This is a genomic window from Micromonospora sp. H61 (genome assembly GCF_018070325.1).
Classification (GTDB): Bacteria; Actinomycetota; Actinomycetes; order Mycobacteriales; family Micromonosporaceae; genus Micromonospora; species Micromonospora salmantinae.
The window spans coordinates 36,977-56,187 of the sequence record NZ_JAGPXY010000004.1; the positions used below are offsets into that span (position 1 = coordinate 36,977).

Consider the following 19,211-nt stretch of genomic DNA (forward strand, 5'->3'; position numbering starts at 1 on the left):
ATAAGCGACCGTACCCGATCCGGCGCGTCGCCCCCAGATCACGCCGTGACCGCTCGGCCGACCCGGCCCGGCGACCTCCGCCGGCAAACCCGACACTTGCCCCGCAACGTGCCTCAGCCACCGGTTCCCTCGGCCGCCCCGTCCGGGGTGAGGGCCCCTTCGTGCGGGTCTGTGTCCAGGAACACGTGCTGGTGGCCCTGGCCGGAGTCGACGCTGATCTGGTCGAGCTGGGTCGCCGCGACCGACCAGATCGTCGCGGCCTCGGCCGCCTGCCGCGCGGTGACGTCCAGCAGGGCCGCCCGTTGCGCGGCCGGAACGCCGGCCGCCAGAGCGTAGGCGTCGACGGCCAGCGACGCCTGCTTGACCGCTCCGCGCAACCCTCCGCGCGCCACGTTGGTGGCGGTGCTCCCCGACGGCGGGTCGGCGAACGGCTCCGCCGCCTGGCGCATGACCTCCTGCCACTGGCGTGCCTTCGCCGGATCCGGCACACGTCCGCCGGTCGTCTCCGTCTTGATGGCGGTCAGCACCGGGGCGACCTGGTCGCGGACGCGTCGGGCCGTCTCGATCAGCTCCACGATCTGCTGAGCGTCCCGCTTCGCCTCGTCCTGCTTGATGCTCGCGATGGTCGCCTCGGTCGCGTCCGGACGGCCCAACTGGTAGCCGATCAACCCACCCAGCAACGCGGTGACCAGTGCGATCACGCCCGCGACGGCCACGAAGCGCACTGTGCGCTGGCGGCGCACGTCGGCCTTGTCCAGCTGGTAGGAGGGTCGGCCGGTACGGCGCGCCATCGCATCTCCTCACATCGATGGTGTGGGGCCAAAGATTAGCCGCCCCGCGTGACCTCCGTCGATAGCGAGGACGGCGACAGAGCCCCTAGACCGGGTAGCCCCACTCGGCCAGCGGCTTCTCCAGCACCCGTTCGATCGCGGCGAGCTGCGCCGGGCTGAGTTCGTCCCGGTACGCCTCCGCCCGGCCCACTGTGAAGTCGTACCGGGAGAAGCCCTTCTCGAAGGCTGTCGACCAGCTCAGGCCGAGGAAGTCGAGCATCCGGCCGACCTGCTCGCGCGGCCGCTCGACCAGGTCCTCGTAGCGCACGTCCAGCCACTGGTCGGCCGGGTGACGCAGCCGGGCCTGCGCGAAGGCGTCCATCAGCATCTTCCAGCCCAGCGCGGCGAGCACCTGGAAGGAGCGACCGGACTCGGCCCACTCCTCGCGCAGGTCGGACGGGAGCGGGCCGTAGATCCAGTTGTCCGGTCCGCGCCAGCCGTCCCACCAGCCCATCTGGAGCCACGAGTTGGCCACCGCCCGGCCGTCGCGCACCACGTTGACCACCCGCAGCTCCGGGTACGCGGCGTGCAGCAGGCCGGTCCGCGGCCACCCGGTGACGTGCTGCACCAACTGCTGACAGCCCTGCCGTGCGATCCGCTCGTCGAAGAAGGCCCGCAGCCGCCGGGCCACGAACGGCGTCAGGTCCTCGGCCACCAGGTCCCGACACGGTCGGGAGAAGCCGGCCAGCACCTGCCGGTCGAGCAGGTGGTACGCCTCCGACGGCGCCACCCGGAACCGGCCCCGCTCCAGCAACCGTCGACTGTGCCGCAGCGAGGTCATCCCCGCCGGGCGCGGCGCCGAACGCCGGTAGAGCGCGCCGTTGAACCTGCCCTTGGGGTTGAGCCGGGCCAGTTTGTCGTCCAGACCGGAGACGAAGCCGACAGCGGGATGCCGGGAGAGCACCTCCTGGACCAGTGTCGAACCGCAACGACCGGTGCCCACCACCAGTGAGAGCATCGTTCAGCCTTCCTGCCGGGTGGCGGGTGACGGGGAGACGGTCGGGTCCGCGTTGAAGCGGGCGGCGGGAGAGGTGGCCGCCGGGCGGCGCAACGGGTAGCCGAACCGGGTCAGCGCCACGGCCGTCAGCCCGGTCACCACGGCGTACGCGCGGGTGGGCAGCCCGGTCAGCCACTCGGTGTCGGCGACCACGTCGACCAGCCCGGTGCGGTGCCGCGACGGGTTGCCGGCCACCGAGTGGGTGGGGGCGAGTCGCACCGTGGCCGGTGTCGGAAACGGAAGCTCGTCGGGGCTCGCGCCGACGAAGCCGGCGATCCGGGCGGTGACGCCGGCCGGATCGGCCACGAAGTCCTCGTACCGCACCCGCAGGTAGCGGCCCGGCGCACCACGGCGGTCGCCCCACAGTCGTACCGTCGCGGTGTTCCAGACCAGCCAGAGCAGCGCGGCCTTGCCGACCGGTGGCCGGCTCATCAGCTCGTCGTCCGCGCGTCCGTCCAGCGGGCGTCGGCGACGCCAGGAGTACGCGGTGGCGCGCGGGTCGCGCACCACGTGCAGGACGAACAGGTCGATGCCGGGCAGGCTGCCGAGCAGGGCCCCGTACGGCGGCAGCTTGGACGAGTCGACGATGACACCGTCCGACCGGCCGGCCAGGGCGTGCTCGGCGATCGAGGCGTAGAGCCGGGCCAACTGCGTGTCGTCGGGGTGGCCCACGACCGGCGGCTGCCCCCGACGCTGGCGGCGCAGCAGTGCGGGCAGCCCGCGCAGCCGCAGCCGCCGGGCCAACCGGGCGGCGATCCCGGCCGGGTCGGCGTCGGTCAGGTCGGCGCGCACCCGGGCCCAGAGCGGGCAGTCAGCCACCGGGGAGCCGCAGCCGCACTGCCGGTTCTCCAGGATGCCGCGCCGCCACAGGTACCGCAGCTCGCCCGCCGCGAAGAAGCCCGGCAACTGTCCCAAAACCGTGGTGACCAGCGTGCTGCCACTGCGACCGCTGCCGGCGAGGTAGAGCACCCGTACCGGGCTCACCGGGCCGCTCCCCCACCGGCGGGCGCCCGGCCGGCCCGCCGCCGCGACGGCAGCGCCTCGGCGGCCTCCGCGTACAGCCCACGGATGCGGTCCAGGTGCTGGTCCGGGGCGAACTGGGCGGCGATCTTCGCCCGGCCGGCCCGGCCCATCCGGTACGCCCGCTCCGGGTCGGCCAGCAGGTCGTTGAGCGCGTCGCCGAGGGCCGTCGGCGCGTCGGCGGCGACAACGTGGCCATCCACCTCGGGCTGGACCAGCTCGGGAAGCCCGCCCAGGTCGGTGGTGACCACGGGCACACCGCAGGCGAACGCCTCCAGCACCGCCATCGGCTGGTTCTCGTGCCATCGGGACGGAACGGCGACCACCGCCGCCGACCGGATCAGCTCGTGCAGGCGCGGCTTGTCGAGGCGGCCGTGGAACCGGACCCGGCCGGGCACCCGCCGCGCGGCGAGCGCCTCCAACTCCGGCCGGGCCGGGCCGTCTCCGGCGACGTCCACGCTGACCCCGTCCGGGAGCGCGCCGGCCGCCTCGATCAGCACGTCGACACCCTTCTCCGGAGCCAGCCGCCCGGCGAAGACGACACCACCGCCGGGCGTCTGCTTGGCCGCGACGCCGGTCAGGTCGACGAAGTGGTTGACCACCCGCAACCGGTCCGGGTAGACGCCGGCGCGGCGCATCACGTCGGCCAGGAACCCGCTCGGGCTCACGAAGAGCTGCACCGGGTCGTACGCGTCGAACTGCCTGTGCAACCAGGACTCGACGGCGAGCAGGCCACTGCGTGACAGCGACCCGTCCTTGCAGCGGCGACGGGCCGCCTGCAACGGGCCACCGGTGACGCACGCCTGGCAGGGGCGGCCCCGGTCCAGCAGTTGGTAGCTCGGGCAGGCGAGCTTGTAGTCGTGCATGGTCAGCACGCACGGCACACCGGCGGCGCGGGCTGCGGCGAGCACCGACGGGGAGAGCTGGTGGTAGATGTTGTGCAGGTGCAGCACGTCCGGCCGAAAGTCGTCGATCACCCGGGTCAGCCCGCGGCGGCTCGTCGGTGACCACAGCATCCGGCCGACGGCCACCGCGCGGGGCCGCACTCCTCTCGGCGCCGGCTCCAACTCCACTTCGGACGGGAACCGCGCGGCGTACGGCAGCGGCGACTCGTTCTCCGGGTGGCTCATGCCGAAGTAGGCGACAGTGTCGCCGGCAGCCCGTTGCAGGTCGGCGAGATCGAGCAGATACCCCTCCGCGCCGCCACGGCGGTAGAGGAACTTGTTCACATGCAGCACGCGCATCGACTCGCCCTGCTCACATCGATCGGGCGAACCGGGCCCGGAGGTGATGACCGGGGTCTGCCCGCCCCGGCCAGGCCCCACGGTATGCAGGGCGGGTCGACGAGTCCAGCTCACGTTTGGCATGTGGCTGAAAGGGTGATCTTCGTCTGCCCGTGCGGTCCGCGGCCTGGCCTCCCGCCATGATCTCCCGATAGCCTGGCTGCCGCCGGTCGCACCCGCTCTGGTGCAGGGCCGGGCCGGTGTCCGACGAGGAGGACCGTGGCAGCCGACGACGAGGTCTCCGCGCTCGCGTACACCGCGCGGCGGGTCCGGCGGCATCTGCGCTGGGCGCGTACCGAGGGGATTGGACGGCTGATCGAGGAGGACCGCCTCAACCCGGTCGACCGGATCGGCACCGCCCTGGCGAAGCGACGCTGGCGGCGGCGGGCCGGCCGAAGCCCTGGCTCGGCGATGCCGGTCTACCTGGTCGGTCTGCAACGCTCCGGCACGAACATGCTGGTCCGGGGCCTGGACGCCGCCCCCGAGGTCGAGGTCCGCAACGAGAACGACAGCACCGTCTTCCACCGCTTCCAACTGCGCCCGGACCCGGTGCTGACCGCCACCCTCCACCGCAGCCGGCACGCGTACGTCCTGGTCAAGCCGCTCTGCGAGAGCCACCGCGTGGACGAGCTGCTGGCCCTGCCGGGGCTGACACCCGGCCGGGCGCTCTGGGTCTACCGCGACGTCGACGACCGGGCCCGCTCCGAGGTCGCCAAGTTCGGTGACGCGAACCTGCGGGCCCTGCGCGCGATCGCCGACGGAAGCATCGGCCGCCGGTGGCAGGGGCAGCGCCTCGACGCCGACACCATCGAGCTGATCCGGGCCCACGACCCGCAGCGGTTGGATCCGCACAGCGGCGCGGCGCTGTTCTGGTACGTCCGCAACTCGCTGTTCTTCCAGCTCGGCCTGGACCGGCGGGCCGACGTGCTGCTCTGCCGCTACGACAGCCTCGTCGCGGAGCCCGCCGCACAGCTGCGACGGCTCTGCGCCTTCCTCGACTTTCCCTACCATCCCCGGCTGCACGCGCACATCGCCCCACGCGCGTCGCACGGCGCGGCAGGTCACCGACGGTTACCGATCGACACGGGCGTCCGGGCCCGCTGCGACCAGCTGACCGACCGGCTCGACAGCGCCGCGACCGACGCCCGATCCGAGACGACGAAGGCGGTCGACAGTGGCTGAGACCGGAACCAGTACCGCGCCGATCTTCCTGGTCGGCTGTCAGCGGTCGGGCACCACCATGGTGCGCCTCGTCCTGGACTCGCACTCGCGGATCAGCTGCGGCCCGGAGACCCGGTTCCTGCCGGACCTGCGACGGATCGTCGGCCGGGACTGGGAACGACTTTCCCGCTTCGGTTTTCCGCGCGAGGACTGGCTGCGCCGGATCCGGGACTTCTTCGGCGGTGTACACGCCGACTACGCCGCCGCGCGGGGCAAGACCCGGTGGGCCGACAAGACCCCGCTGTACGCGATGTCGCTCGACTTCGTCACCGAGGTCTTCCCGGACGCCCAGATCGTGCACCTCATCCGGGACGGACGCGACGTGGTGGTCTCGCACCGCAAACGCTTCGGCTACTGGTCCGCCGTGAAGTGCGTGGTGAAGTGGCCGCGCTACATCCGCGCCGCGCGGGCCGTCGGCGCCACCCTGCCGGCGGACCGCTACTACGAGCTGCGGTACGAGCAGGCGGTCAGCGAGCCGGAGAAGGCGATGCGGGGTCTCTTCGAGTTCCTCGGCGAGCCGTGGGAGGACGGCATCCTCGACTACGACAGCAAGCAGCACGACGTGGCCCAGAAGTACACCACCGAGGCGGAGCGACGACGCGCGGCGGTGGGCGACACCGCGCCGATCTACGGTTCCCGGGTGGGCAGCTACCGCCGCGAACTCGACCCGTTCCTCCGCCTGCTGGTCCGGATCTTCTCCGGTCCGACCCTGCGCGCGCTGGGCTACCGGTGACCCGCCCGGGCCGGTTGCGCGCGGTCGCCACCGCCGTCGCCGTCACGCTCCTGCTCACCGCCGGCTGCACCGCCGGCGGCGACGATCCGCCGCCGGCCTCCACCCCCTCCACGACGGCGGCACCCGGCACCACCAGCACCGTCGACGGGGTGAGCAACCCGTTCGGCGCGCACTGGGACTGGTCGCGGTATCAGCAGTTCGAGCCGTACCTGCGCCGGCTCGCCGGTTCGGCGACGTACGAGGAGATTTCCTGGTGCGAGATCGAACGGACCTCGGGGCAGGCCGACTGGGCCGGGCTGGACGAGATCGCCTCGCGCAGCCGGGAGCTGGGCATCACGCTGCATCTCAAGATCCGCACGGGCGTGTGCTGGGCGACCGGTGGCACCGCCCGTTACACCCGGGGCGCGGCGAACAAGACCGAGTCGGCGATGCCCACCGACCTCGGCGCGTACCAGCGGTTCGTCCGCTCGGTGGTGCAACGCTACGGCCCGTACGGGGTGCGGGAGTACGCCATCGAGAACGAGGTCAACGCGCCGAGCTACTGGGCCGGCAGCCCCGAGGAGTACGCGCGGCTGGTCCGGGCCGCCGCCGAGACGATCCGCGCGACCGACCCGAAGGCGCGGGTGGTCGACTCCGGCATCAGCAGCGTCGCGTACGGCATGGGTGTCGCCGACCGGCTGGTGCGCGCCGGGCGGATGCCCGAGGCCATCGCCGCCTACCAGGCGTACTTCCAGCGTCGGGTCGGCACCCGGGGGCAGCAGATCCCGGCGGTGACCGGGGAGGCGCAACTACGCCGGGCGCTCGGCACCGAGACCAACACCCGCAGCCTGCGCTTCCTGGCGGTGACCGAGTCGCTGCTGACCGACCGCACCGTCGACGTCCGTCAGGTGCACTTCTACGAGCACTTCAACGGGGTGCCCCCGCTGCTGGACTACCTGCGCGCCACCACACCGCAGGGTGTGCCGATCCAGGCGTGGGAGGTCGGGCAGTTCTGGCGCGACGGCGACGGTGACCCGGCCAGCCGGGCGGCGGAGATGGTCAAGACGGTCACCCTGCTGGTCGCCGGCGGGATCGGCGAGATCAGTTGGCTGCCGTTGGCGTACAACCCGAACAACGCCGCCGGCAGCGAAGTCCGCTACGGCCTGCTCGACCCGGACGGCGCCGAACGGGACGCCGGCCGGATGCTGGCCGCCCTGGCCGACGCGGCCCGGGACGCCACAGTCACCCCGCTGCCCGCCCCGGTGGCCGGCAGACTGCACGGGGTCGCGTTCGTCCGGGGCGGGTCGAGCACGCTGGTGCTCTGGTCGGCGTCGAACACGCCGGTGACAGTGCCGGCCACACCGGGCGGACGGACCGGGGCGGTGGGTTCCCCGCTGGACGCGGCCGGTGGCGGCACGACGGTGACCGACGTCCCCGTCCTGCTCCGCGCCGACCAGCCGGTGGACCGGATCCTCGCCGCCGTGCGCTAGCCAGGTCTGGATGATCTGCTGGCGCGATTCGCGCACCGGTTCAGGCGTCCCCGGCCAGGTCAGTCGCCGACGTCGCTGGTGATCTTGATGGTGGCACCGAGGGTCGGTGCCGCCGTCCTGGCGAGTTCGCCGGCACGGTCCAGATCCGCGCTGTCCGCCACGACGATGCTCACCGCCGGTCCTGTCGCCTGACCACGTCGCAGAGTCGCGCCGACGACGCGGTACCGAGCGACCACCGCGTCGTACGCGGCGATCGCCTCGGCGGGAAAACCGTCGTTGAAATCGGTCTCGACGCGGAGCGAGGGCCGCACGCCGCGCTCCGTGCTGACCTCCAGCGAGGTCACTCTCGAGAGTGGCTGGTGCTGGTCGCCGTCTGCCATCATGTCCTTGAACACCGCCATCGCGCCGGCCTGATTGACCGCGGTGACCTTGATCTCCCAGCGGTCGGTCTTTTCTTTCCAGGGCGCATCCTTGATGTCGCCGTTCACTACCCGATCGTCGTCCGTCAGTGAGTGCCACAGCGCCAGTACCTTGCCGGCGCGGGTCTTGTCCGCGACAACGGTGAAGGTGATGCCGTCCGCCGTGATCCGGCCGGTGGTGTTGTCGTGACCGGCGACGTACTTCCCCAGCTCGTTCGCCAGCTCGGTCACGCGGTCGGCCGAGGTGCCGTCCTTGAGGATCAGCACGCCACTCGCCGTTCCGAGGAAGGGCAGCGTGTTGTTGTCGGTGGTGTCGATTTTGACGACGTCCGGGGTGCCGGCCCACTCTTCCTCGAAGTCCGCGGCGAGTGCCGAGCCCTTGTCGATGGCGCAGCCCGTCAACGAGGTCAGGGCCAGTACGAACGCGATGATCGGTATCGACCACCGCAGGCCGCTTCTTCCCAACGTCGTCTCCTTCAAGGGGGTGACCGGCCAGCGCCGATCAGGCCCAGACCTGGGTTTAGGGGTCGCGACCATTCGAAGGCTGCGGCGCTGTCCGTCGACAGTAAGCAACTTAACCCCCTTGATCAATGCGAGGGCGCACTGGGGCCTCGCGGTGTGCTGCCGAGTGGGTCCTCTCCGTTCACCTCGTGGCGTCCACCACCTGATCGCGTCTGCTCGCCTATCACGGGACTCAACGACGCTCCTCCGCACGTTCAGGTTGGGGTGTCAGCCCTTGTTACGATCTTGGCCGTGCCTACCGAACCCACACCACCGGGGCGGATCCAGCCCGCCCCCGGGTGGCCAGGCGACCAGCGATTCACCGGAAAGGCTCCCGCCGGATTCGGCCCGGCCGGGGCGCCGCCGACCGGTTCCGTCCCGTGGGCGGGAGCCTGGACGGCGGGCAAGTCGGTCAGAAGGACGGCGCTGGTGGTGCTGCTCGGCCTGGCTTTCATCGGGCTGAACACCGCCATCGCGTACGCCACGGTCGGGTCGAAGGCCATTTCAATCGTGACGGGACTCGCCTTCTGCCTGGTCTTCATGGTCGTCGTACGTGTGCTGCACCGAGCGATGTGGCTGTCCCTGCTCGCGTTCCTTCCCGCCCTGTTCGTACTCGTGGGATCGGTGGGACTCGCCCCCGACCTGGCGCTGGAGCAGCGCGGCGTCCGCCAGGAGGTAACCATCGTCGACGCCGAGGTCGCCGGTAAGCGGCACACTTTCGCGCTCCGGGGCGACGATGGTCGGCTCGACGAGCCACTGACCTATCAGGGCAGCAACCCCGGCTACCAAATCGGCGACACCTTGACCGTACTCACCGACCCAGACGGGGTGATCGCGCTCGAGGCGGCCGATCGGGTCGACTCCAGCGGCAACCTGGGGTCGCTGGCCCTCGGTGGCATCGGCTGGACTTTCATCGCACTGCTCGCGGGATGGCGTGGGCACATCCGCCGTCGGGAAGGCCGGTTCGACACCCTGGTGTTATAGCGCGCTGATCCGGCACGAGCGAATGAGCCGCTCTGCACGTTCCGGAAAGGGCAACTTAATTGCCAGGAAGGAGCGCACCGCGATTCCTAGCTGTCGCAGCAGATCGGGTCGGGCACATGCGGGAGCTGCTAGGGGTCGGGCCAGCCGAGCAGCGTGGCCAAGCGCTCGTTGTGCGGCGCGAAGTGCTCGCTCAGCCGGTCCCGCAGCTCCGGCGTGAGCTGCGAGGGGCCGTGGTCGACGCGACGGGTGTGCCGGGTGAACGCCTCGGGAAGGAAGGCCGGCAGGCCGAGGAAGCGCAGGATGTCGGCGTACGTGCCGGCCGGGTCGGCGTGCAGGTCCTCGGTGCGGGCCAGGTGGATCCGCTCCCGGGGGACATGCGCGAACCACAGTTCCAGCTGCTCGGCGTAACGACCCCGGGCGGCGTACGAGTAATTACGCAACGCCCGGTGCGCAGCGGGGCTGTCCGGGCCGCCCCGCGTCGCCCGGGCCAGCCGCTCCTCCTCCGCGTCGAGGGCGTCGGCGAAGGAGAGCGGCTCGGCGCCGTACGAGCGGGTGTGCAGGTAGTGCGAGTACGCCCGCTGCACCGGGTCACGCAACAGTGCGACGAAGCGGGCCTGCGGCAGGGTCGCCGCGACCCGGGCCGGCACGCTCGGGTGGAAAAGGTAGTAGGGGCTCGCCTCGAACGTACGCTCGCCCGGGGCGAGGCGCGGGAAGTGCCCCCGGTACCACCGCTCCCCCCGACCATGGTGGACGCTGAAGTACTGCAACTCCTTGCCGCTGGCCACCCGGACCTGGGGATGCGCGGCGAGGTGGTGGTACAGCGACGTGGTGCCACAGCGCTGCCCACCGATCACCAGGAAGTCGGGCAACGGGCCGGGCTCTCCCGGCCGGGCCGCGCGCCCCCAGGCCCGCGCCCCGCGTAGCCCCCGGCGCAGCCGGTCGGTGACCTGGCGCCGCACGCCGCCGGTCACGAGCGGACCACGGGACGGCCGGCGCCCACGTCGGCACCGTCGGCGGGGCCGGCGGGGCCGGCCGGGGCGCGTCGACCACCTCGGCGGGTCACCGAGCGCAACACCATGACGTCCTCCCGACTGAGCCCGAGGGCGAACACCACGGCGACGTACGCCACCCCGATCGCGGCCAGACCGGCCGCGAGTTGCGCGGTCCCGCCCCCGACCAACCACCGCACACCGAACCCGACTCCCATCGCGACCAACGCCGCGACCAGGCCCTTGACCATGCCCGCCGTCACCGGCACGGTGTGCACCTGCGCGCGCACCTGCCAGACCCGGGCGACGTTCACCGCCGCCAACGACACCGCCCAGGCCACCGCCGCGCCGAGGATGCCGTACGCCGGGATGAGCCAGAGGTTGAGCAGGACGTTGAGCAGCAGGGCAGCGAGGTTGTCCACCATGTTGACCGAGACCCGGCCGGACATGTTCAGCAGCGTGCCGCAGGGCCCGGTGGCGGCGTTCACGAGTTGGCCGAGCGCCAGCACCACTGTCACCGCCGCACCGCCGGCCAGACCGGGCCCGCCGACGAGGCGCAGCAACTGCTCCGGGAAGACCAGCAACGCCACGAAGGCCGGCAGCGACAGCCGGAGCACCCAGCCGGTGGCGACCCGGTAGATCCGGCGTACCTCGTCCAGCCGACCCTGGTGGTAGAGGTGCGCCAGGTGCGGACCGAACGAGGCGTTCACCGGTGCCAGCACGAACACCGCGATCGTGACCAGCCGGGTCGCCACGTGGTAGACGCCGATCGCCTCGGGACCGTAGTCGAAGAAGCCGAGCAGCAGCGCGTCCACCCAGATCAGCCCGGTGGACGACAGCGAGGAGACCCAGCTGACCGTGGAGAACCGGAACAGCTCGCCCGGCCGGTACGCGGGCCGGGCGGCGGGCACCCGGCGCACCATCCGGGCGAGCGCCACGAGGGCGAGCCCGGCCGCGCTCCAGCTCGCCGCCACCAACGCCCAGAACGCGCCGGTCAGGCCCGCCCCGAGGGCGAGCGCCAACGCGGTGAGCGCCAGCCGGGCGGCCGGCTCGTAGACCTGGCCGATGAGCGCGTAGGCCCGTTGCGTGCGCCACCCCCGGGTGGCCGCGAGCGCGGCCTCGCAGACGGTGGCGGCGGGCAGGCAGAGCGCCGCCAGCCGCAGCCCGGTGGTGAGCTGCGGGTCGTGCAGGGCGTCGGCGAGCCACGGCGCGCCGACCGCCAGACCGAGGGCGATCACGGTGGACGCCACGGCCGAGATGCCGAGCCCGAGCCGGATCGCGCCCCGGAGGGCGGCCGGGTCGTCGTCGGCGAGGTGCACCGCCACGAACCGGGTCAGCCCGGCCCGGAAACCGGAGAGCGAGAGCAGCCCCAGCAGCGACAGCACGGCGTAGACCTGGGCGTACCGGCCGAGTTCGCGGACACCCAGGACCCGGGCCAGCAACAGCATGACCAGGAAGAGCGCCACCTGGCTGAGCACGGCGCCGCCCAGGTTCAGCACACCGCCGCGGGCCATGCCGCGTACCTGCTGGTCACCGGCCTCCGGCGCGGCCGGTGACCGGCCGGTCACCTCGCGCACCCGGCGGCCCGTTCTCCGAGGTTCACGGCCGTGCCGCGGTCACGGTCTCCGCCGGCACCGAGGGGGCCGCGGTGGTCACCGCCGGGGCCGCCGGCCGGGCGGCGGCACGACCCCGGGAGAGCAGTTCGAGTACGCCCACCAGCAGCACCCCGAGCAGCAGACCCGCACCGCCCACCGGCAGGGCGGTGCGCACCAGCTCCGTCATCCGGCTCACCTCGTGCGCCTCGCCGATGCTGGTCACCTGCGCCGGGTCGGCGGCCTGGGCCTGCGCCCGTGCCGCCTGCAACCCCTCCCGCGCCTGGGACAGGGCGTTGGTCGCCGCGTCCCGCTGGGCGAGCAGGGCCTGGTAGTCGGGGAGCTTCGGCCCCAGCTCGTCGAGCTTCTTCTGGGCGGCGGTGATCGCGGCGGTCGCCGCGTCGACACCCCGGCCGTTGCCGACCGCCTGCATGGAGAGCTGCTGCTGGCGCAGGCTGGTCAGCTCGCCCAGCGTGGCCTGGTAGATCCGGTCCGGCTGGGAGACCTTGTTCGCCTTCTCCCACTCACCGATCGCCTTGGTCGCCGCTGTGACGTCGGCGTTGGCCGCCTCGACCTCACCGGTGGCGATGCCGACCTGGGAGGAGAAGAGGAAGGCCAGCGCCCGGGTGGTGGTCGCGGTCAGCACCGGCGCGACAGTCGCCCGGTCGCCGGCGGTGTACGTCACCTCCAGTTGGCTGCTCGCGCCGACCTGGGTGATGGCGAGCCCGTCACGCAACCGCTCCGGCGGCACCCCGGTGTCAGTGGCCACGTCGACGAGGACGCGGGGCGAGGTGACCGCCGCGCCGAACGCCGCGACGAACTGGTTCGCCGCCTGCGTACCGGTGTACTGCGTCCCGGCCGCGCCGCCCACCAGGGCCGGCGCCGCCACGTACGCGGTCCCGCTGAACTGCTGCGGCGCGAACAGGACGATGGCGGCCGCGGCGCCGGTGGCGAGCACCGGCACCCCCACGAGTACCCAGAGGCGCCGCCGGGCGACCCGCAGGTAGTCGACGATCTCCACTTTTTCCCCAATGCTGTCGTTCAGTCAAACCGGGACGGACGTGCGTCGTGGCTGCTCGCCGGTCAGGTTCGGAGCCGGTTGGCGGGCGATCACGCTGGCCGCCGCGGCGAACGCGACGAAGTACCAGAGGGTGACCACGTTGGAAATGACGTTGGAGGCGGCGCTGACCGCCACGAACGCGGCGGCGCAGCCGGTGAACCCGACCGCGACGCCGCGCTCGAAGCTGCCCGGAGGCGCGCGCCGCAGCGCGGTCCGGGCGGTGTGCAGGAAGGCGAACAGCATCAGCAGGTACGCCCCGAGACCGAGCAGTCCGGTCTCCACGTACGCCCGCAGGAAGTCGTTGTGCGGCTTCTTCGCCTCGTCGGTCTCACGCTGGGTCATGTTCGGCCCGATGCCGGTCACCGGGTTCCGCTCGGCAAGCGTGACGATCTCGGTCCAGTAGCCGATCCGCCAGGCCAGGGTGTTTCCGGTCGGGTCTCCGCCGACAGCGCGGGACGTACCGAGTTGGGCGAAGCGTTCGCCGACGGCGGGCACCAGTGCCACCCCGGCGACTGCCACCAGGCAGAGGGTGACCAGCATCCGCCTGCTGCGGTGCAGCGCCGCGACCACCACCAGGCCGATCGCCGCGCCGAGCAGGGCGCTGCGGGTGTTGGTGAGCAGCAGGAACAGCAGCGAGAGCGCGAGCAGCACCCCGAGGGACACCCGCAGTCGACGATCCAGGAAGCGGTACACCGCGAACCCGAAGATCACCATGAACATCAGGTAGCGGCCGAACGTGGTCGACTGGCTGAACGTGCCGCTGATCCGGGTGAAGTCGCCCTTCACCTCGGCCGGCGGGTTGCCGAGCAGCGACAGCACCACGGTGTAGCCCAGCGCCAGCACCAGCGAGGCGTAGCAGGCGAGCAGGACCCGACGGATCGCCGCGGTGTCCGGCATGAGCTGTTCCAGCACCACGAACATCACCACCACGGTGAGGATCCGCAGCGCCTCCAACAGGCTGTTCGCCGGCCGGCTGGCACCGAGGGCGCTGACCACGCTGCTGGCCCCGACGAGCAGCATGGCCCAGCTCAGCGGGGAGCCGCGCAGCCGCCCGTGCCGGCTGAGCTGTGCGGCCAGCCAGAGCCCGGCGGCGAGGAGGAACAGCACCGCGAGCAGGGTGGAGGGGTCCACCGCCCGGGCCGTTCCGGCGGAGTCGGCCTGGCCGGCGCTCGGGCCGGTCAGCTTGAACAGGTCGACGCACGAGCGCACCGCGAGCATCAGCAGCACGTACCCGGCGAACCGGGTCAGCGCGAGGACGGCCACCGCGATCCCCGCGACAGCCGCGAGTGGTAGCACCATGCCCCTGCGGTCACCGGCCGCCATGGAGACACCCGCGACCACCGCCACCACCGCGGCGGCCAGCGCCGCGCCGCCGGTGAGCAGGCGGGTCGGGTCGAGCCGCCTGGTCATGAGCGGAGTGACCTGCTGCGTGTGTCGTTCCACTGATCCCACTGAACTGAATCGGCGCTGCCCGGCCGCTGCCGGGCGCGGCCAACCGATGTCCTCCCGGCACAAGATCGGTTCAATCTAGTCCTGTCACCTCGACGGCAGAAGTGGCCGTTGCGCCGACTGCTCCGTCCCCCGCGGGGCTGATCCGACTCCCCCGGCCAACGCCGTCCGGTCAGTCGGCGGCCCGCGCGGGTCGTGCCCTGGCCCGGCGGCCCGGCTCCGGAGCCAGCCGGAGATAGAGCTGCTCCAACTCGCGGGCGGCGGTGTCCCAGCTGTACCTGCTGGTGATCCGTTCGCCCAGTGCCACCGCACCGGCCCGTTCGGCCGGCAGGTCGGCGAGCAGCGACGTCAACACCCGGACCAGGTCGTCCTCGTCGCCGTCGCGGAACAACCGCCCGCCGGCGGCGTCGGACTTGAGCACCTCGACGTGCGGCGCGATGTCGCTGGCGACCACCGGCAGCCCGTACGCGGCCGCCTCCAGCAACGTCAACGGCAGGCCCTCCAACCGGGACGGTTGGACGAAGCCGGCGGCACCGGCGTACAGCTCCGCGAGCAGGTCACCGTAGGCGAACCCGGTGAAGACGATCCGGTCGTCCGCCCCGGCTTCCCGGCGCAGCCGGTCCACGAAGTCGTCGGTGAACGACGACCCGCCGACGATCGCCAGGCGCATCGGGGTCTCGGTCCGGCGGAAGGCCCGGATCAGCAGGTCGGCCGCCTTCTCCGGCACCAGCCGACCGACCAGCAGCAGGTAGCCACCGGGGGTCAGCCCGAACCGGTCCTGGAGCTGACGGGTCCGCACCGGTCGGGCCGGGTTCACACCGTTCGGGATGTAGGTCGTCGGGCGGCCGAACCGGGCGCCGTAGTGGGCGGCGAGCCCCTGGGAGACCGCCACCCGCTGGTGCGGGACGTACCCGCTGAACCAGTGGGCGCTGCCCAGCACCGCCCGCGCGGCGAGCCCCCACTTGCCCCGCTGGTTGTCCAGCCCGTGCACGGTCAGCACCACGCGCGCCCGGGACAGGGCACGCGGGAGTGGGGCGACCAGGGCCGGCCCGAGCCCGTGGTAGTGCACGATGTCTGGCCGCGCGGCCATCGCCGCCATGGTCGAGGTCGCCGCATGCACGATGGCGTCGAGGTGCTTGCTCGCGATGGTGTGGGTCTGGCGCAGCCGTACGCCCCGGTAGCCGTCGGCGGGTGTCTCCCCGTAGCTCCGTCGGCAGTAGACGGTGACCTCGTGGCCGTAGCTGGCGAGGCGACTGGCCATCTCCTCCACGTGCCGTTCGATGCCGCCGTAGGTCGCCGGTATCCCCTTCTGGCCGATCATCGCGATCCGCAGCGGCCGCCAGGCGGTGTCGGTGTCGGCGGGGCCCGCTCCGGGCGCCCGGGTGGGGACCCCCCGCTGCCGGGGTATCGCAGGGCTTCCGGCGTGCTGGTCCACGTCCTCGGCCTGCAGGTTGGGATGGCCCACGTTGACTCCCGCGTGACTAGGTCCGCGCCCGCCGCCCGGGCAGATCAACACCTTGCCATGAACGGGCCCGTTCGCCAGCTGATCAAGTGGATAAAAAATTCATCTATGGGATTCGCTAGACAGGAAATGTCATCCAGGTGACATCGAGGTGGACCGTGATGGCGCCGGGCGAGACCTCAGCGGCTGCCCGGCTCACCCTGCGTCAGCACCTTGCTCCGGCCCTTCAGCACGGTCAGCGCGACGGAGATCGCTGCGAGGACACCGATGCCGGTCCACAGCAGCGGGTCGGTCCGCAGTTCCGTGGGCAGTTGCTGGACGAGGACGAGGACGCCCATCACCACGACGAACCAGCCGAACGACTTGCGCAGGACGTCGGCGGGGATCCGACCGGCGAGCCGCCCGCCGGCAACGCTGCCGACGACGGCGGCGACGGTGACCGCTGCCGCGAGGTTCCAGTCAATGCTTACGCTGGACAGGTAGCCGGCGAGGCCGGCGAACGACTTCATCGCGATGACCACCAGCGAGGTTCCGACCGCGACCGGCATCGGCAGGCCACCGAGCAGGGCCAGGGCGGGCACCACCAGGAAGCCGCCGCCGGCACCGACCAGGCCGGTCACCAGTCCGACCACCAGACCGTCGAGGATCACCCGCAGCATCGGCAGTTCGTGCGGCACTGCCCTGCCCTTGGTGTCGCGCCGACCGCGAATCATCGTGACCGCGGTGGCCAGCATCATCACGGCGAATCCGCTGAGCAGAAACGCCGCCGGGATGAACCCGGCCAGGCGTCCGCCGATGTAGGCACCGATCATGCCGGCGAAACCGAAGATCAGGCCGGTACGCCAGCGCACCCGGTTGGCCCGAGCATGCGGCAGGACGCCCACCACGCTGGTGGCGCCGACAACGAGCAGCGAGGTCGCGATGGCCTCTTTCGTGGGCAGGTCGGCGACGTAGACCAGCAGCGGCACGGCGAGGATCGATCCGCCGCCGCCGAGTAGCCCGAGGCTGACGCCGATCAGCACGGCCAGCCCGACGGTCAGCGCCAGGGTCGGTGTCATGCGCGTTCACCGATGCTGCCACGCAACTGGCCGACGATGGTGTCCAGGTCACAGTTGGCGCCCCGGTTGTACGGCAGTCTGCCGAGCACCATGCCCATGGCGCAGGTGTTGGTGACAGCGGCGAAGGTGAGGCCGGCGCCGATGAATCCGGCCACCCACTTCAGCTGCGGCACGAACACCGAGCCGAGGACGCTGACCAGCACGATCGAGCCGGCGACGAGGCGGACCTGGCGTTCGAGGTCCCACCGGGGGGCACCTTGCCTGATCGGCGCGTTGGCCGCCTGCCAGGCCATGATGCCGCCGTCGAGGACCTTCAGGTTCGGCAGACCGACCCCGGCCAGGGTCTGCTCGGCCTGAGTGGCGCGGGCACCGGATCGACAGACCAGCACGACGTCCTCGTCCAGGTGGCGGCGCAGCTCTTCGCGATGCTCCTTGAGCAGGTCGAGCGGCACGTTGTAGGAGCCGGGGATGTGCGACGTCTCGAACTCCGCCGGGGTACGCACGTCCAGCAGGCGCGGCGCGTGGCCGGAGTCGATCAGTTCCCGCAGCCCGGTGGCATCGATGGTGGCGGGGCGGGCGGTCTCGGAAGGGCTCATTTCTCCTCTTTCACGGGCAGGTCGCAACACACATGGCAGGGGGTATCCGACCGACACCTGCACGGCGCCGGCCGGTGGTCGGTCCTGTTCGGATCAGGCGTCGGTGGCCATCGCCACGCCGGCGCGCTCGGCCCGGCCGAACGTGTCGTCGATGACGACCACCTCGCGGCCGGCGTTCGCCAGCAGCGACGCCGCCGCGGTGGCCCGGTAGCCGGAGCCGCAGTGCACCCAGACGGCGCCGACCGGCACCTCGCCCAGCCGCATGGGCAGTTCAGGCAGCGGGATGTGCAGGGCACCGTCGATGTGGCTGCTCCGCCACTCGTTGGTCATGCGCACGTCGAGGACCACGTCCGCGGCGGGAAGGCCGGCAGGGAGGTGCCCCGCGCGGGCTGCCGCGAGGGCCTTGAAGTCAGTCATCCGCAGTTCTCGCAGCTGGCCGGGCTCGGCTGCCCACCGCTCCACCTCACCGGTCAGCTGCGCGGCCGGACGGTCGATGCCGATCCGGACCAGCTCACGCTGGGCGTCGGCGACCTGTCCCGGGGTCTCGGCGAGCAGGGTGATCGGCACCCCCCAGTCGATCAGCCAACCGAGCCAGGTGGACATCGGGCCGTCCAGGCCGAGGCTGACCGTGCCGGCCAGGTGCAAGGCGGCATATGCCTTACGGTGCCTCAGGTCCACCACCCACTGCCCGTCAGCCATCCGCTCGCGCAGTTCGGCCGCATCGGCGCGGCTCACCGGGGTGAGGTCGACCGGGGCCGGTCCGGCGAAGTTCTCCACGCCCATGTGGGCGTAGTACGCCGGGTAGGCGTCCAGACCGGCGAGGGTCTCCGTGACGAAGTCGTCCGCGGCAAGCCGCAGGACCTGATTCTTCGCCTTCTCCCGGCCGATCGTCGACTCCGGGGCGTCCGATTGACTGGCTGAGCAGAAGCTGCCGAACCCGTGCGTCGGCCACACCTCGGCCCCGTCGGGCAGCAGATCCGCCAGCCGCCTCGCCGAGGCGTGCTGGTGGTGGGCCAACTCGTGAGCGAACTGCTTGCCCAGCAGGTCGGTGCGGCCCGTCGTGCCGAAGAGCAGTGATCCGCCGGTGAAGACACCGACCGGCCGCCAATCGCTGTCGCTGGCCTCATCCAGCACGTACGACAGGTGGTGGAAGGTGTGACCGGGCGTACCGATCACCCGCAGTCGTAGCGAGTCGGAGACAGTCACCTGGTCGCCGTCGGAGATCGGCGTCCGCTCGAATCGGACCTCGTCGGCAGCGGCCACCAGATAGTGGGCGCCGGTGATCCGGGCAAGGTCCAGCCCTCCGGAGACGTAGTCGTTGTGGACGTGCGTTTCCAGGACGTGGGTGATGCGGACGCCCAATGCCCCCGCGAGGTACATCACGCGGTCGATGTCGCGCTGGGGGTCGACCACGATCGCCACCCGCCCGTCGGAGGCGAGGTAGCTGCGATCGCCGAGGGATGACGTCTCAACGACGGAAACCTCAACTGGCATGTCCACTCCTTCAAGTTTGACAAACTTCTCATACCCGGGGGGGTATGCAAATGG

17 protein-coding genes are annotated in these 19,211 nt (G+C 71.8%); 4 read left to right on the plus strand and 13 right to left on the minus strand.

All coding sequences use genetic code 11. The features are described from left to right. Positions 1 to 113: 113 nt before the first annotated feature. The 4 genes from KBX08_RS04020 to KBX08_RS04035 all read right to left on the minus strand — a co-directional run bounded on the left by KBX08_RS04020 (position 114) and on the right by KBX08_RS04035 (position 4,091). A complete protein-coding gene (locus KBX08_RS04020) occupies positions 114 to 791 on the minus strand; it encodes a hypothetical protein (protein WP_210781159.1) in 678 nt (225 codons plus the stop codon). Between the two features lie 85 nt (positions 792 to 876). After that, positions 877 to 1,788, minus strand: a complete 912-nt coding sequence (locus KBX08_RS04025; protein ID WP_210781160.1) for a sulfotransferase — start codon at positions 1,786 to 1,788, stop codon at positions 877 to 879. A gap of 3 nt (positions 1,789 to 1,791) precedes the next feature. Then, positions 1,792 to 2,811 (minus strand): sulfotransferase, encoded by a 1,020-nt coding sequence (locus tag KBX08_RS04030; RefSeq protein WP_210781161.1) that lies wholly within the window; start codon positions 2,809 to 2,811, stop codon positions 1,792 to 1,794. Next, the gene (locus tag KBX08_RS04035) at positions 2,808 to 4,091 is read right to left on the minus strand and encodes a glycosyltransferase (RefSeq protein WP_210781163.1); all 1,284 of its coding nucleotides are present in this window, start codon (positions 4,089 to 4,091) and stop codon (positions 2,808 to 2,810) included. Before KBX08_RS04035 ends, KBX08_RS04030 begins: the two co-directional genes overlap by 4 nt. 258 nt (positions 4,092 to 4,349) lie before the next feature. Here KBX08_RS04035 and KBX08_RS04040 point away from each other — a divergent pair, with 258 nt between their 5' ends. From KBX08_RS04040 to KBX08_RS04050, 3 genes are read left to right on the plus strand one after another with little or no spacing between them, the layout of a single operon-like run. Next, positions 4,350 to 5,312 carry a hypothetical protein gene (locus KBX08_RS04040; protein WP_210781164.1) on the plus strand — a complete coding sequence of 321 codons (963 nt, stop codon included), beginning with the start codon at positions 4,350 to 4,352 and terminating at the stop codon, positions 5,310 to 5,312. Beyond that, positions 5,305 to 6,084 carry a sulfotransferase gene (locus KBX08_RS04045; protein ID WP_210781165.1) on the plus strand — a complete coding sequence of 260 codons (780 nt, stop codon included), beginning with the start codon at positions 5,305 to 5,307 and terminating at the stop codon, positions 6,082 to 6,084. Before KBX08_RS04040 ends, KBX08_RS04045 begins: the two co-directional genes overlap by 8 nt. Next, positions 6,081 to 7,553 (plus strand): hypothetical protein, encoded by a 1,473-nt coding sequence (locus tag KBX08_RS04050; RefSeq protein ID WP_210781166.1) that lies wholly within the window; start codon positions 6,081 to 6,083, stop codon positions 7,551 to 7,553. The genes KBX08_RS04045 and KBX08_RS04050 overlap by 4 nt, the downstream gene beginning before the upstream one ends. A 59-nt stretch (positions 7,554 to 7,612) precedes the next feature. Here the strand turns inward: KBX08_RS04050 and KBX08_RS04055 are convergent, their stop codons facing one another. Continuing rightward, positions 7,613 to 8,437, minus strand: a complete 825-nt coding sequence (locus KBX08_RS04055; RefSeq protein WP_210781167.1) for a hypothetical protein — start codon at positions 8,435 to 8,437, stop codon at positions 7,613 to 7,615. A 288-nt stretch (positions 8,438 to 8,725) separates the two neighbouring features. Between KBX08_RS04055 and KBX08_RS04060 the strand changes: the two genes are divergently transcribed. Then, entirely contained in the window at positions 8,726 to 9,457 is a 732-nt protein-coding gene (locus KBX08_RS04060; RefSeq protein WP_238689367.1) for a hypothetical protein, read from the plus strand. A 128-nt stretch (positions 9,458 to 9,585) separates the two neighbouring features. Here KBX08_RS04060 and KBX08_RS04065 read toward each other — a convergent pair whose 3' ends face one another. From KBX08_RS04065 to KBX08_RS04100, 8 genes are all read right to left on the minus strand, one after another. After that, positions 9,586 to 10,428, minus strand: coding sequence for a sulfotransferase (locus KBX08_RS04065; protein WP_210781168.1), 843 nt, complete (start codon positions 10,426 to 10,428; stop codon positions 9,586 to 9,588). Beyond that, positions 10,425 to 12,014, minus strand: coding sequence for an oligosaccharide flippase family protein (locus tag KBX08_RS04070; protein WP_210781169.1), 1,590 nt, complete (start codon positions 12,012 to 12,014; stop codon positions 10,425 to 10,427). The genes KBX08_RS04065 and KBX08_RS04070 overlap by 4 nt, the downstream gene beginning before the upstream one ends. Before the next feature lie 31 nt (positions 12,015 to 12,045). Beyond that, positions 12,046 to 13,059: a Wzz/FepE/Etk N-terminal domain-containing protein gene (locus KBX08_RS04075; protein ID WP_210781170.1), complete on the minus strand. Its 1,014-nt coding sequence runs from the start codon at positions 13,057 to 13,059 to the stop codon at positions 12,046 to 12,048. A gap of 24 nt (positions 13,060 to 13,083) precedes the next feature. Continuing rightward, the gene (locus tag KBX08_RS34580; RefSeq protein ID WP_210781172.1) at positions 13,084 to 14,541 is read right to left on the minus strand and encodes an O-antigen ligase; all 1,458 of its coding nucleotides are present in this window, start codon (positions 14,539 to 14,541) and stop codon (positions 13,084 to 13,086) included. A 178-nt stretch (positions 14,542 to 14,719) separates the two neighbouring features. Beyond that, complete coding sequence (locus tag KBX08_RS04085) at positions 14,720 to 16,012, minus strand: glycosyltransferase family 4 protein (RefSeq protein WP_210781173.1); 1,293 nt, start codon at positions 16,010 to 16,012, stop codon at positions 14,720 to 14,722. 176 nt (positions 16,013 to 16,188) lie between these two features. Beyond that, positions 16,189 to 17,067, minus strand: a complete 879-nt coding sequence (locus KBX08_RS04090; RefSeq protein WP_210781174.1) for a sulfite exporter TauE/SafE family protein — start codon at positions 17,065 to 17,067, stop codon at positions 16,189 to 16,191. Next, positions 17,064 to 17,663 carry a rhodanese-like domain-containing protein gene (locus KBX08_RS04095; protein ID WP_210781175.1) on the minus strand — a complete coding sequence of 200 codons (600 nt, stop codon included), beginning with the start codon at positions 17,661 to 17,663 and terminating at the stop codon, positions 17,064 to 17,066. The genes KBX08_RS04090 and KBX08_RS04095 overlap by 4 nt, the downstream gene beginning before the upstream one ends. A gap of 93 nt (positions 17,664 to 17,756) precedes the next feature. Next, positions 17,757 to 19,157, minus strand: coding sequence for a rhodanese-like domain-containing protein (locus tag KBX08_RS04100; protein ID WP_210781177.1), 1,401 nt, complete (start codon positions 19,155 to 19,157; stop codon positions 17,757 to 17,759). Positions 19,158 to 19,211: the final 54 nt, after the last annotated feature.